Origin of the sequence: Anoxybacillus kestanbolensis (assembly GCF_001996285.1) — a bacterium.
GTDB classification, from domain to species: Bacteria; Bacillota; Bacilli; order Bacillales; family Anoxybacillaceae; genus Anoxybacillus; species Anoxybacillus kestanbolensis_A.
On the sequence record NZ_MQAD01000024.1, the window covers coordinates 41,027 to 55,997 of the forward strand.

General features: G+C 42.7%; 13 protein-coding genes. All 13 read left to right on the forward strand.

Features of this window, described 5'->3' with window-relative positions:
* Window positions 1–74 precede the first annotated feature (74 nt).
* The 13 genes from pnp to BO219_RS11795 all read left to right on the forward strand — a co-directional run bounded on the left by pnp (window position 75) and on the right by BO219_RS11795 (window position 14,798).
* Window positions 75–2,183 carry a polyribonucleotide nucleotidyltransferase gene (gene pnp / locus BO219_RS11735; protein WP_077429660.1) on the forward strand — a complete coding sequence of 703 codons (2,109 nt, stop codon included), beginning with the start codon at window positions 75–77 and terminating at the stop codon, window positions 2,181–2,183.
* Between the two features lie 120 nt (window positions 2,184–2,303).
* A complete protein-coding gene (locus BO219_RS11740) occupies window positions 2,304–3,266 on the forward strand; it encodes a polysaccharide deacetylase family protein (RefSeq protein WP_077429661.1) in 963 nt (320 codons plus the stop codon).
* The gene (locus BO219_RS11745; protein WP_077429662.1) at window positions 3,259–4,500 is read left to right on the forward strand and encodes a M16 family metallopeptidase; all 1,242 of its coding nucleotides are present in this window, start codon (window positions 3,259–3,261) and stop codon (window positions 4,498–4,500) included. The genes BO219_RS11740 and BO219_RS11745 overlap by 8 nt, the downstream gene beginning before the upstream one ends.
* A 57-nt stretch (window positions 4,501–4,557) precedes the next feature.
* Window positions 4,558–4,794 (forward strand): YlmC/YmxH family sporulation protein, encoded by a 237-nt coding sequence (locus BO219_RS11750; RefSeq protein WP_004891000.1) that lies wholly within the window; start codon window positions 4,558–4,560, stop codon window positions 4,792–4,794.
* Window positions 4,795–4,908: 114 nt separating this feature from the next.
* Window positions 4,909–5,811, forward strand: a complete 903-nt coding sequence (gene dpaA / locus BO219_RS11755) for a dipicolinic acid synthetase subunit A (RefSeq protein ID WP_004890998.1) — start codon at window positions 4,909–4,911, stop codon at window positions 5,809–5,811.
* Window positions 5,808–6,401, forward strand: coding sequence for a dipicolinate synthase subunit B (gene dpaB / locus BO219_RS11760; RefSeq protein WP_004890997.1), 594 nt, complete (start codon window positions 5,808–5,810; stop codon window positions 6,399–6,401). Before dpaA ends, dpaB begins: the two co-directional genes overlap by 4 nt.
* Window positions 6,402–6,506: 105 nt before the next feature.
* Window positions 6,507–7,556 carry an aspartate-semialdehyde dehydrogenase gene (gene asd, locus BO219_RS11765; RefSeq protein ID WP_077429663.1) on the forward strand — a complete coding sequence of 350 codons (1,050 nt, stop codon included), beginning with the start codon at window positions 6,507–6,509 and terminating at the stop codon, window positions 7,554–7,556.
* Between the two features lie 22 nt (window positions 7,557–7,578).
* Window positions 7,579–8,808, forward strand: coding sequence for an aspartate kinase (dapG, locus tag BO219_RS11770; protein WP_077429664.1), 1,230 nt, complete (start codon window positions 7,579–7,581; stop codon window positions 8,806–8,808).
* A gap of 12 nt (window positions 8,809–8,820) precedes the next feature.
* Entirely contained in the window at window positions 8,821–9,690 is an 870-nt protein-coding gene (gene dapA / locus BO219_RS11775; RefSeq protein WP_006322288.1) for a 4-hydroxy-tetrahydrodipicolinate synthase, read from the forward strand.
* A 102-nt stretch (window positions 9,691–9,792) separates the two neighbouring features.
* Window positions 9,793–11,454, forward strand: a complete 1,662-nt coding sequence (locus BO219_RS11780) for a ribonuclease J (protein WP_077429665.1) — start codon at window positions 9,793–9,795, stop codon at window positions 11,452–11,454.
* A gap of 110 nt (window positions 11,455–11,564) precedes the next feature.
* Window positions 11,565–12,278: a ClpP family protease gene (locus BO219_RS11785; RefSeq protein WP_077429666.1), complete on the forward strand. Its 714-nt coding sequence runs from the start codon at window positions 11,565–11,567 to the stop codon at window positions 12,276–12,278.
* Window positions 12,275–12,499: a YlzJ-like family protein gene (locus BO219_RS11790; RefSeq protein WP_004890988.1), complete on the forward strand. Its 225-nt coding sequence runs from the start codon at window positions 12,275–12,277 to the stop codon at window positions 12,497–12,499. Before BO219_RS11785 ends, BO219_RS11790 begins: the two co-directional genes overlap by 4 nt.
* A 64-nt stretch (window positions 12,500–12,563) precedes the next feature.
* Window positions 12,564–14,798 carry a DNA translocase FtsK gene (locus tag BO219_RS11795; RefSeq protein ID WP_077429667.1) on the forward strand — a complete coding sequence of 745 codons (2,235 nt, stop codon included), beginning with the start codon at window positions 12,564–12,566 and terminating at the stop codon, window positions 14,796–14,798.
* The last annotated feature ends 173 nt before the right edge of the window (window positions 14,799–14,971 follow it).

Genomic DNA, 14,971 nt, shown 5'->3' on the forward strand with positions numbered 1-14,971 from the left:
TTTGCACTGATATTTGATTATACTAAAACAAATACGATTTTTCATTTGTACATAGAGAGGGGTACTCGGTTTATATGGAACAAGAAAAACATGTGTTTTCGATCGACTGGGCAGGTCGGCCGCTAACTGTTGAAATTGGCGAATTAGCCAAGCAAGCAAACGGCGCTGTATTAGTGCGTTACGGCGATACGGTCGTATTGAGCACAGCGACAGCATCGAAAGAACCAAAAAGCGTAGATTTTTTTCCGTTAACGGTGAACTATGAAGAACGGTTATACGCTGTCGGTAAAATTCCAGGGGGATTTATTAAGCGCGAGGGGCGTCCGAGTGAAAAAGCGATTTTAGCGAGCCGTCTCATTGACCGCCCGATCCGTCCATTGTTTGCGGAAGGATTTCGAAACGAAGTGCAAGTTGTCAGCATGGTCATGAGCGTTGATCAAGACTGCTCACCGGAAATGGCAGCCATGTTTGGGTCTTCCCTTGCGTTAACGATTTCCGATATTCCGTTTGAAGGACCGATTGCAGGAGTGACAGTTGGTCGCGTAAATGGGCAGTTTGTCATCAACCCGTCTATCGCACAAATGGAACAAAGTGATATGCATCTCATTGTTGCAGGAACAAAAGACGCAATTAACATGGTCGAAGCAGGAGCCAATGAAGTACCAGAGGAAGTTATGCTTGAAGCGATCATGTTTGGTCATGAAGAAATTAAGCGTCTTATCGCCTTTCAAGAAGATATCGCGGCAAAAGTCGGCAAAGAGAAAATGGAAGTTGTCCTCTATGAACTTGACGCTCAGCTAGAAGCAGAGATTCGTGCGCGCGTGGAAGGGGAAGTGAAACGAGCTGTTCAAGTACCTGAGAAATTGGCGCGCGAGGCAGCGATTGAACAATTAAAAGCGGAAGTTGTTGCTGCGTACGAAGACCAAGAAGCGGACGAAGAAACGATTAAACAAGTAAAAGAAATTTTACATAAACTTGTGAAAGAAGAAGTGCGTCGCTTAATTACAGAAGAAAAAGTGCGCCCGGATGGACGAAAAGTTGATGAAATTCGCCCGCTTTCATCAGCTATTGGACTTTTGCCACGTACGCACGGATCTGGTTTGTTTACGCGGGGGCAGACGCAAGCACTTAGTGTATGTACGCTCGGAGCACTTGGTGATGTGCAAATTTTAGATGGACTTGGCATTGAAGAAACGAAACGGTTTATGCATCATTACAACTTCCCGCCATTCTCTGTTGGGGAGACAGGAGCGATGCGTGGACCAGGCCGTCGTGAAATCGGGCATGGTGCGCTTGGTGAGCGTGCACTTGAGCCAGTCATCCCATCTGAAAAAGAGTTCCCATATACGATTCGTCTCGTGTCTGAAGTGTTAGAATCAAACGGTTCCACGTCTCAAGCAAGCATTTGTGCAAGTACGCTTGCCATGATGGATGCGGGAGTGCCGATTAAAGCACCTGTTGCAGGTATTGCGATGGGGCTTGTGAAAAGCGGTGAACATTATACGATTTTAACAGATATTCAAGGTATGGAAGACCATCTTGGTGACATGGACTTTAAAGTGGCCGGTACAGAAAAAGGGGTCACCGCCTTGCAAATGGATATTAAAATTAAAGGATTGTCTCGTGAAATTTTAGAAGAAGCGTTGCAACAAGCGCGCAAAGGTCGTCTTGAAATTTTAAAACATATGATGCAAACGATTAGCGAACCGCGTAAAGAGCTATCGCCGTATGCACCGAAAATTTTAACGATGCAAATTAATCCTGATAAAATTCGTGATGTGATCGGGCCAAGCGGAAAGCAAATTAACAAAATTATTGAAGAAACAGGCGTAAAAATTGATATCGAACAAGATGGAACGATCTTCATTTCATCAGTAAATGAAGAAATGAACAAAAAAGCGAAAAAGATCATTGAAGATATCGTTCGTGAAGTGGAAGTTGGACAAGTATATTTAGGCAAAGTGAAACGGATTGAAAAATTTGGAGCGTTTGTCGAATTGTTTAGTGGAAAAGATGGTCTTGTACACATTTCAGAATTAGCGGAGGAACGCGTCGGAAAGGTAGAAGATGTCGTTTCCATCGGCGATGAAATTTTAGTGAAAGTAACAGAAATTGATAAACAAGGTCGCGTAAACTTGTCGCGCAAGGCCGTATTACGCGATCAAAAAGAAGCCGAGCAATAAAATTGGAGCCTTGGGTTCGCATCCCCTTGGCTTCTTTGCTGTGTGTAAAATTTTTTCATGCTCGTTCTACCTTGTCCTTCTTACACATACCCTCTTTATTAGAAAAGGAGGGGACGAAGCGTGCGGCGAGCGTTTTTCTTAACGATGATCATATGTATGGCGGCTATGATTGTACAAAACCCATGGACGACAACGTACATCCATGAGTTACGGCATGTGACGGTGGCAAAACAAAGCGATCCGCTATACATTCAAATTACGGAGCGAGCAAAGCAGTATAATATTCCTGCGCAAAATGCGAAAATAGATGCTGTGTGGAAAGCCATTCCTGGATATAATGGGCTAGTCGTAGATGTTGAGGCATCATATAAGCAAATGAAGCAAAATGGGACATTTTCTGAACAACAGCTTGTATATAAACAAGTATCGCCGTCTATTCACTTATCTGATTTGCCCCCATCGCCTATTTATCGGGGACATCCAGACAAACCGATGGTCTCTTTTTTAATTAATGTTGCATGGGGAAGCGAACATATCCCAAGTATGTTACATATTCTTGAAAAATACAACGTACGTGCAACGTTTTTTTTAGAAGGGCGTTGGGTAAAAGAAAACCCACAACTGGCGAAAATGATTGCAGATGCCGGGCATGAAATTGGCAATCATTCATACAACCATCCCGATATGAAAACGATGAGTAAACAAGCCATTCGGGAACAAATCGTCAAAACGAACGATGCAATTGAAGCAGCAACAGGCATCAAACCTCGTCTATTCGCTCCGCCAAGCGGCAGTTATCGTGATGATGTCGTATACATTGCCCATGAGCTTGGGATGTACACGATTTTATGGACGGTCGATACAATTGATTGGCAAAAACCATCGCCTTCTGTTATAGTGGAACGAGTAACATCAAAAGTGCACAACGGAGCGATGATTTTAATGCATCCAACTGTATCAACAGTAAAAGCATTACAACCGTTAATTCAATCATTACAAAAACAAGAATATGTTATCGACGATGTGTCCACATTATTAAATGAGGAAAGAATTGTAAAAAGTAGGAGGAAGGGACTTGATTAAAACATATACGTGTCAAAACGGGGTAAGAGTTGTACTCGAACACATTCCAACGGTTCGATCCGTGGCGATCGGTATTTGGATTGGCACCGGATCACGCAACGAAAATGAACAAAACAACGGCATTTCACACTTTCTTGAACATATGTTTTTTAAAGGAACGAAAACGCGCACAGCGCGCGATATTGCGGAATCGTTCGATCGCATTGGCGGTCAAGTCAATGCGTTTACGTCAAAAGAGTACACGTGCTATTATGCCAAAGTGTTAGATACACATGCGTCATTTGCTTTAGACATACTAGCCGATATGTTCTTCCATTCGACGTTTGTAGACGAAGAATTACAAAAAGAAAAAAATGTTGTATTCGAAGAAATTAAAATGTATGAAGATACGCCAGATGACCTCGTTCATGATCTATTGAGTAAGGCAAGTTACGGCAATCACCCGCTCGGTTACCCGATCTTAGGCACAGAACAAACGTTGGCGGCGTTCACGGGTGATACATTGCGCCAATACATGTATGAGACGTATACGCCAGATCGGGTCGTCATTTCGATCGCAGGAAATGTCGATGAGTCGTTTATTCAACAAGTAGAAGCTTACTTCGGTTCGTTTACGAGACAAAAAGGGAACGACGTGTATGTAGCACCATCGTTTTACCCGAATAAAATCGCGCGCAAAAAAGAGACAGAGCAAGCGCACGTATGCATTGGATTTAATGGGTTACCAATTGGTCATGAAGATATTTATAGCTTAGTTATTTTAAACAACATTTTAGGCGGAAGCATGAGCAGTCGTCTTTTCCAAGAAGTACGCGAACAACGTGGATTAGCTTATTCCATTTTCTCATACCATTCTTCATATCGTGACGGTGGAATGGTAACGATTTATGGAGGAACAGGAAGTCAACAGCTCGATCTTTTGTTTGATACGATTCAGCAAACAATCGAACAATTAAAACAAGACGGCATTACGGAAAAAGAGCTAGAAAATAGCAAAGAGCAAATGAAAGGGAACTTAATGTTAAGTTTAGAAAGTACGAACAGTCGTATGAGTCGAAATGGAAAAAATGAACTGTTACTCGGCCGTCACCGCTCGCTTGACGAAATTATTGAAAGCATTGATCGCGTAACAAAAGAAAGCGTTGACCGCATGGCACAAACGATTTTTACAGACGACTTCTCCGTTGCGCTTATTAGCCCGGAAGGAACATTGCCAAAAAGCCTGCAACAATAAACTTGCAGGCATTTTTTTTGCCCTTTTTTCTACAATGATAAAGAAAGGGGGCATCATATGCGATTAAGTGAATTAAGCGGAAAAGAAATTGTTGATATGAAGCGAGCAGAGCGGCTCGGTATTTTAGGACAGACTGATTTAGAAATTAATGAACGAACAGGTCAAATTCAAGCACTTTTAATTCCAACAACAAAATGGTTTGGCTTTCGGAAAGATGGAACAGATATACGCGTACCATGGAGCCGTGTAAAAAAGATCGGCTCAGATATGATTTTAATTGATGTCGATGACTAGACACCTCAAGGGGTGTCTTTTTTCATTTTCCGCTCACCGTTTGATGACTGACATCATAAGATGTGAAAGTAACGACGGGCAAAAAACTAGATGTATAAGAGGGTGAATGAACTCATGCTGACAGGAATGCACGTTGCGATCATCGGTGGGGACGCTCGGCAGCTTGAAGTCATTCGGAAATTGATGGAACTTGACGCAAAATTGTCGCTCGTTGGCTTCGATCAATTAGACCATGGCTTTGCTGGAGTAACGAAAATGAAAATTCACGAAGTCGATTTTCACGAAGTAGACGCCATTATTTTACCTGTTCACGGAACGAGCATGGACGGTGAAATTCAAACGGTATTTTCAAACGAAAAAATGACGTTTACTGAAGAATTGCTTCGTCAAACCCCGGCGCGTTGCACCGTTTATTCAGGAATTACAAATGACTATTTAGACCACGTCGTCAAATCTGTTGGTCGAAAACATGTGCAACTATTTGAGCGAGACGATGTCGCCATTTATAACTCGATTCCAACGGCAGAAGGAACGGTCATGATGGTCATTCAACATACAGATGTGACGATTCATGGATCACGCGTTGCTGTTTTAGGTTTGGGACGTGTAGGGATGACGGTCGCTCGAACGTTTGCAGCTTTAGGCGCAAAAGTAAAAGTGGGAGCCCGCCGCTCCGAACATTTAGCGCGCATTGCAGAGATGGCGTTAGAGCCGTTTCATTTAAACGATTTAGAACAACACGTGGAAGATATTGACGTTTGTATTAATACGATCCCATATCCTGTTGTAACCGCAAGCGTCATTGCGAAAATGCCTGCTCATACGCTTATTGTTGACTTGGCATCAAAACCTGGTGGCACGGATTTTCGATATGCGGAAAAGCGCGGCATTCAAGCGCTATTAGCCCCGGGACTTCCCGGCATTGTCGCGCCAAAAACAGCGGGGCAAATTGTCGCAAATGTATTGGCGCAACTTCTTTCTGCAGATTTGAAAAAACGAAAGGAGAATAAAAAATGAACGTACAAGGAAAGCGCATTGGTTTTGGTTTAACAGGCTCTCATTGCACATATGATGCGGTAATGCCGGAAATTGAAAAATTAATTGCGAAAGGGGCAGACGTCATCCCGATTGTTTCGTATACGGTGCAATCGACAAATACCCGATTCGGCAAAGGAGAAGAATGGGTGAAAAAGCTTGAAGAGATGACAGGTCATCAAGTCATTGATACAATTGTAAAAGCGGAACCGTTAGGACCGAAATTACCGCTTGATTGCATGGTTATTGCGCCGCTAACTGGAAATTCGATGAGCAAATTAGCGAACGCGCTGACGGATTCGCCTGTATTAATGGCTGCAAAAGCAACGATGCGCAATCATCGTCCCGTTGTTGTTGGCATTTCGACAAACGATGCGCTCGGTTTAAACGGTGTTAATTTAATGCGATTAATGGCAGCAAAAAATATTTACTTCATCCCATTTGGGCAAGATGATCCGTTCAAAAAACCGAATTCGATGGTTGCTCATATGCCATTGTTGCTTGATACGGTAGAAGCGGCGCTCGAAGGTCGGCAAATTCAACCAGTCATCGTTGAATATCGTCGCTCATAAATAAACAGTTGAAAGAAAATTTATAAAAAACGTCTCTCCTTTACGAATGAATGTGCTAAAATAAATGATATTAAAATTGTCTATGAGTTGGAAGGAGAAGAAGAGATGGAGCAAAAAGGATTACATGTCGCCGTCGTTGGTGCGACAGGAGCTGTCGGACAACAAATGATTCAAACGTTAGAAAAAAGAAATTTCCCAATTGCAAAACTATCTTTACTTTCATCGGAGCGTTCAGCTGGAAAAAAAGTCGTATTTAAAGGTGAAGAAATTGAAGTGCAAGTAGCAAAACCGGAAAGTTTTGAAGGTGTGCATATCGCGCTATTTAGCGCAGGCGGATCTGTATCAAAGCAACTTGCTCCCGAGGCGGTGAAACGCGGAGCGGTCGTTGTTGATAATACGAGTGCATTTCGCATGGACGAAAACGTACCGCTTGTCGTCCCTGAAGTAAACGAAGCAGATTTACATTGGCATAACGGAATTATCGCAAATCCAAACTGCTCAACGATCCAAATGGTTGTGGCGCTCGAACCGATTCGTCAAGCGTTCGGATTAAAGCGCGTCATCGTCTCGACATATCAAGCGGTGTCAGGCGCAGGAGCACAAGCGGTAGAAGAGTTAAAAACGCAAACAGCGCACATGTTAAACGGCGAAGAAGTGACGCCGGAAATTTTACCGGTAAAATCGGATCGCAAACATTATCCGATTGCATTTAACGCCATTCCACAGATTGATAAGTTTCAAGACAATGGATTTACATTTGAAGAAATGAAAATGATTAACGAAACGAAAAAAATTATGCATATGCCTGAATTGGAAGTAGCGGCAACATGCGTGCGCATTCCGGTGATGGTAGGGCATTCGGAATCTGTTTACATTGAAGTAGAAAAAGAGGGAGTAACGGTCGCGCAAATCCAGTCGCTCCTAAAAGAGGCACCGGGCGTCGTCTTACAAGACGATCCAAGCGAGCAGCTTTATCCGATGCCGCTGTATGCAACAGGACAAAATGACGTATTCGTTGGTCGCATTCGCAAAGATTTACATCGCGACACAGGATTCCATTTATGGATCGTTTCTGATAACTTGTTAAAGGGAGCGGCATGGAACTCTGTTCAAATTGCTGAAAGTCTTTTAAAATTAGGGCTTGTGAAAGCGTAAAATCGGCATCGAGGTGTTGACGTTGAAAATTATCGTTCAAAAGTTTGGCGGTACGTCCGTTCGTGATGAACACGGTCGAAATTTAGCGCGCAAACATATTGAAAAAGCGTTAGAAGACGGATATAAAGTTATTGTTGTCGTTTCAGCGATGGGGCGAAAAGGGGATCCGTATGCAACGGATACGCTCCTTAGCCTTATTGACGGAGCCAATGCACATGTGACAAACCGTGAAAAAGATTTGTTGATGGCGTGCGGGGAAATTATTTCAAGCGTCGTTTTTACAAACATGTTAAATAAACATGGTATCAAAGCGACAGCCTTTACCGGAGCACAAGCAGGCTTTCGCACGAACAATGATCATACGAACGCGAAAATTATCGATATGCGTTGCGAACGGTTGTTGCGTACCCTAAAAGAGCATGATGTTGTCGTTGTCGCAGGCTTTCAAGGTGCGGCTGAAAACGGAGATGTGACAACGATCGGGCGCGGCGGAAGCGACACGTCAGCTGCTGCGCTTGGGGCTGCACTCGGTGCAGAATGGATTGACATTTTCACTGACGTCGAAGGTGTAATGACGGCGGATCCACGCATCGTAGAAAATGCGCGACCGCTTGATGTTGTAACATATACAGAAATTTGCAATATGGCATATCAAGGGGCAAAAGTCATCCATCCGCGTGCGGTCGAAATTGCGATGCAAGCGAAAGTGCCTTTGCGCATTCGCTCGACGTATTCTGATTCACCGGGAACGCTCGTTACATCGATTGGAAAAAAAGGAAGCGATGTAAAAGAACGATTAGTGACAGGAATTGCCCACGTTTCAAACATTACGCAAATTAAAGTGCCAGCAAAAGAGGGACATTACGATTTACAAGCAGAAGTATTTAAAGCGATGGCGAATGAAGGAATTAGCGTCGACTTCATTAACATATCACCGAACGGGGTCGTATATACCGTATCGAGCGACGTGGCAGATCGAGCGATTACGACGTTGCAAAAGCTTGGCTATGAGCCAACCGTCACGCGCGGTTGCGCGAAAGTATCGACTGTCGGAGCGGGTATTGCTGGCGTTCCAGGAGTAACCGCAAAAATTGTGACAGCACTATCTGAACGAGGCATTCAAATTTTGCAGTCGGCTGATAGCCACACAACCATTTGGGTACTTGTGAAAGAGGAGCATTTAAAAGAAGCGGTAAATGCATTACATGATGCATTTCAACTTGCGGAACAAAAACAATACGATTTTAGTTAGGAGTGAAACATTGTGGTTCAATTTGGTCAAATTGCCACAGCGATGGTCACCCCATTTGACAATAAGGGGAACATCGATTTTGCGAAAACAACGCAATTAGTGAACTATTTAATTGAAAACGGTACAGATTCACTCGTTGTTGCTGGAACAACTGGAGAATCCCCAACGTTAACGACAGAAGAAAAGTTGGCGCTTTTCCGTCACGTTGTCGACGTTGTTGACGGACGTGTCCCTGTTATTGCTGGAACAGGGAGCAACAATACGCGTGCATCGATTGAACTAACGAAAAAGGCAGAACAAATCGGTGTCGATGCGGTGATGATCGTCGCACCGTATTACAACAAACCGAACCAAGAAGGAATTTACCAACATTATAAAGCGATTGCTGAAAGCACGTCGTTGCCTGTCATGGTGTACAACATTCCAGGGCGAGCTGTCGTCAATATTTCCGTTGAAACAATCGTTCGCCTCTCCGAAATTCCAAACATTGTAGCTGTCAAAGATGCAAGCGGAAATTTAGATGCGATGACGGAAATTATAGCAAAAACGCGCGATGATTTTATGCTATATAGCGGAGATGACGGATTGACACTTCCTGTATTAGCTATTGGTGGAAAAGGTGTCGTTTCCGTTGCCTCGCATATTATCGGCAACGAAATGAAAGAAATGATAGAAGCTTTCATGAGCGGAGACAATAAAAAAGCGGCAACGATACACCAACAACTATTGCCGATCATGAAAGCGCTATTTGCTGCCCCAAGCCCAGTGCCAGTAAAAACGGCTTTACAGTTGAAGGGATTAGATGTTGGTTCTGTTCGACTACCACTTGTACCGTTGACGGAACAAGAACGTTTGCAACTCATGCACGTGCTACAACGTTAAAAGAAAGGGAATTCATCCCTTTCTTTTTTATTGTTGAATCAGTTATAATGGATGTAAGTGACTTTGAGCGGGGAAGTTTGGTTGACTGTAGGAGGATTTAAGATGAAACAAGCAGAGAAAATTCGTGTGTTTGCTCTCGGCGGCGTGGGAGAGGTAGGCAAAAACATGTATGTCGTCGAGGTGGACGAAGACATTTTTGTCCTTGATGCAGGACTTATGTTTCCAGAGGACGAGATGTTCGGCATTGATATGGTTATTCCTGATATTTCGTATTTAGTGGAACAACAAGAACGTATTCGTGGCATTTTTTTAACACACGGTCATGACGATCATATTGGCGCAATTGCATACGTGTTGCGAAAAATTACTGTACCTGTGTACGGGGCAAAATTGACGCTTGCACTCATGGAAGAAAAATTGAAAGAGCAAGGGATTACATCGAAAGCGAAGCGCATCGAAATACATGCTGACAGTGAAATTGTATTTGAAAAAGCGATTGTGTCGTTTTTCCAAACGAACCATAGTATCCCGGATTGTCTTGGTGTAAGCATTCAAACATCGCAAGGCGCCATTGTATATACGAGTGATTTTAAATTTGATCAAACACCTGTTGGCATATGTCGCACCGATTTTGGTAAAATGGCGAAAATCGGAGCGCAAGGAGTGCTTTGTTTACTATCCGACAGTACAAACGCAGAAAAACCGGGATATACTGGTTCTGAAGCGATTGTTGGTCAAGAAATTTCCGATGTTATTTACAATGCCCATGGGCGTGTGATTGTCGCTTGCTTTGCCTCGAACATTACACGCATTCAACAAGTGTTAAACGCTGCTCGTGATCATCGACGGAAAGTGGTCATTATGAGCCGTCATATGCATAAAGTCATCGATATCGCGGTGCGCCTTGGGTACTTGAAATTGGATGAAAACATGATTATTTCGATGGGGGAAGTCGACCGTTACAACGATCGTGATTTAGTCATTTTAACGACAGGCAATCAAGGAGAACCGATGGCGGCGTTAGCACGCATGGCGAAACAGGCGCACAAATACATCAATATTAAAGAAGGAGACACAGTTATTGTCGCTTCTTCTCCGATGCCAGGGCATGAGTTATTTATTGCTCGCACAATTGATGCTCTATATCGTGCAGGAGCGAATGTCGTGTACGGACAACGTCAAGTCCATGTGTCTGGGCACGGGTATCAGGAAGAATTAAAGCTTATGTTAAATTTTATGAAACCAAAATATTTTATCCCGGTACATGGAGAGTTTCGTATGCAAAAGGCGCACGGAAAAATCGCCCAAGCTGTCGGTATTCGTCAAGATGCGATCTTTTTGATTGAAAAAGGAGAAGTGATCGAGTTCCGTAACGGTCACGCCCGTTTCGGTGGAAAAGTGCCGAGCGGTCAAATTTTAATTGATGGGTTAGGCATTGGAGACGTAGGAAATATTGTGTTGCGTGATCGTCGCTTACTGTCACAAGATGGAATTATGATCGTTGTTGTAACGTTAAGTAAACAAGAGAAGCGCGTCGTTGCTGGGCCAGAAATGATTTCACGCGGATTTGTATATGTGCGTGAATCCGAAACACTTTTCGAAGAATCGATAAAAATTGTGAAAGAGATTGTGGAAAAAAGTATGGAAGATTACGTCATTGAATGGTCTTCACTAAAAACAAACATTCGTGATGCACTTAGCCAATATTTATTTGAAAAAACAAAACGAAAACCGATGATTTTACCGATTATTATGGAAGTATAAAACAACATGCTCAAAGTCAAGAAAACACCTGCGACGCGCAGGTGTTTTTTGTATGAACATGTCGATGTTCACGCATACTAACGACATCATGTAATGGAAAGGGGATTGTTATGGAAGAACGGGATATATCTCAAGAGGAAACGAAGCCTTCTCCAGCCGAAAATATTGTACAGCTCGGTCAAACGAATATTCCACAACTTTCTTCAGATTCAACGATCCATTGTTTAACGATCGTTGGACAAATTGAAGGGCATATTCAATTACCGCCACAAAACAAAACGACGAAATATGAACATCTTATTCCACAAATTGTAGCGATTGAGCAAAATCCGAATATTGAAGGTTTGCTCGTTGTATTAAATACAGTAGGCGGTGATGTGGAAGCAGGGTTAGCCATTGCAGAAATGTTAGCCTCGATGTCCAAACCAACTGTTTCGATTGTGCTCGGTGGAGGCCATTCGATCGGTGTGCCGATTGCGGTGTCGTGCGACTATTCATTCATCGCAGAAACGGCAACGATGACGATTCACCCGATTCGCCTCACAGGTCTTGTTATTGGTGTGCCACAAACGTTTGAGTATTTAGATAAAATGCAAGAGCGCGTCGTTAATTTTGTTGTTAAACATTCAAACATTAGTGAAGAAAAATTTAAAGAACTTATGTTTTCGAAAGGCAATTTAACGCGCGATATCGGAACGAATGTAGTGGGAACAGATGCTGTGAAGTACGGTTTAATTGATGAAGTCGGGGGACTGTCACAAGCGATGCGCAAATTGCGCGAACTCATTGACCATTCACATCAGCAAGGAGCGATGTTACAATGATCTTACATACGATCGTTCCAGAGTTTATCGTTTTTCAAACGAACGAGGCGGAGTATAAAAAGCAACGCACCGTTCAATATAACGGAGTGACGTTACTTGTGCAACAAACAGAAATGAACGAGTATGAAATTGTGCGTGTATTAAGTAGCGATCCACAACATTATTTAACGTATGAACCGGGCACAAAACTTTATGCGACATCACTACAATTTATGGTATAATGAGAACAAGCAGCCACGCTTCTCTGTTGGCTGCTTTTTCATCTTATATGTTGGAGTGGGCGAAATGGGAAAGAAAAATAAGCGTCGCACAAACAAACAAGAACAATGGAAAAAAACGTTACGTTTTGAACTAATCGGTTTAACGATGTTAGCATGTACGGTCATTGCGATGGCAAACGTCGGAGCGGTCGGCCGTTCACTTGTTTTTACTACTCGCTTCTTTATGGGTGAATGGTATATTGTTGCGCTATTAGGGGCGCTTGTGACATCGCTATATGTCATTTGGAAGCGCGCATGGCCTCCATTTTTTCAACGCGTTCTCGTTGGGCTGTACTTGATTGTTCTTTCCTTATTGTTGTTTAGTCACGAAGCGTTATTTCATATTTTATCAAGAAATGGGAAATTAGCAAATCCAAGCATTATTCGAACGACATGGGAACTATTTTGGGCAGATGTGCATGGAGAAAATAGTTCTTTTTCGGATTTAGGTGGTGGGATGCTTGGCGCCCTGCTGTATACGATCAGTTATTATTTATTTGATCAATTAGGAACAAAATGGATTGCCTCATTATTGATGATCATTGGTGTATTACTTCTTACAGGAAAAACGTTACGTGATACAGCCGGCAAAGGAATTGAATGGTTCCTTTCGTTTATTCGAGCGCAAACGAAAGCAGTAATTGCGGACGCTCGTTCATTTTTAAGCCGTCCGAAAAAAGAAAAACAACAGCCAACTCATATTGAAGTGGTGACAGCGCTCGAGGAAAAAGAAGAAAATGAAATAGAAGAAATTGTTGTTGAAGGACCTGTTATTTCTAATTTTAATGAAGCTGTTGAAGAAGGAAAGCCGATATCATTTACGCAAAATCATGCGGCGGATTATGCATTGCCGCCAATTGATTTACTTTTCCCACCAAAAGCGGTCGATCAATCGCGGGAAAAAGAAAATATTTATGAAAATGCTCGCAAGCTTGAAAAAACGTTTCAAAGTTTCGGGGTAAAGGCAAAAGTAACGAAAGTGCATATTGGTCCAGCTGTAACGAGATATGAAGTATATCCAGACGTCGGTGTGAAAGTAAGTAAAATTGTAAGCTTAAGTGATGATTTAGCGCTTGCGTTAGCGGCGAAGGACATTCGCATCGAGGCACCGATTCCGGGAAAATCAGCAATTGGTATTGAAGTACCGAATGAAGAAATTGCGATGGTATCTCTACGCGAAGTGTTAGAAGCGAAAGAAGCAGATAAACCTGAAGCAAAACTGTTAATTGGACTTGGGCGTGACATATCGGGACAAGCGGTGCTTGCTGAATTAAATAAAATGCCGCACTTACTTGTTGCGGGTGCGACGGGAAGCGGGAAAAGCGTATGTATTAACGCCATTATCGTTAGTTTATTGATGCGCACGAAACCGCATGAAGTAAAGATGATGATGATCGATCCGAAAATGGTTGAGTTAAGCGTGTACAACGGCATTCCACATTTGCTTTCTCCTGTCGTCACCGATCCGAAAAAAGCGTCCCAAGCATTAAAAAAAGTAGTGAGCGAAATGGAGCGACGATACGAGCTATTTTCGCATACAGGAACGCGTAATATTGAAGGATATAATGAATATATTGAGCGGCATAATGAAACAGCGGAAGTGAAACAACCTCTTTTACCATACATTGTCGTCATTGTAGATGAGTTAGCAGATTTAATGATGGTTGCTTCAAGCGATGTCGAAGATTCGATTACACGTCTTGCCCAAATGGCGCGGGCAGCAGGCATTCATTTAATTATCGCAACGCAACGTCCATCTGTTGATGTCATTACTGGGGTAATTAAGGCAAATATTCCATCCCGCATTGCGTTTAGTGTATCATCACAGACGGACTCACGGACGATTTTAGATATGGGTGGAGCTGAAAAATTGCTTGGACGTGGTGATATGCTCTTTTTGCCTGTTGGTGCGTCTAAACCTGTTCGTGTTCAAGGGGCGTTCGTGTCTGATCAAGAAGTGGAGACAGTTGTACAATATGTGATTTCACAACAACAAGCACAATATGAAGAAACGATGATCGCACAAGATGATGAACCACAAGAAGCGTTCGATGATGAGTTGTTTGAGGAAGCGGTTCAACTCGTCATCGACATGCAAAGTGCATCTGTTTCGATGTTACAGCGTCGTTTTCGCATCGGTTACAACCGAGCTGCACGCCTAATTGATGCGATGGAAGCTCGTGGCATCGTTGGGCCTTATGAAGGAAGTAAACCGCGCGCTGTACTCGTATCGCCAAACGATCAAGCAAAAACGTCATAAAAGAGGCTAAAAACAAGCCTCTTTTTTTGCATAAATGGAACATAATAATGATATATTATTACAATCGCTTACATATGATTTTATACGACTTTTTTCGACAATTTTTTTATTCACTATTTATTTATGAATGAAAAAATGTTATATTATTAATAAGAAATTTGTCTAACATCAGA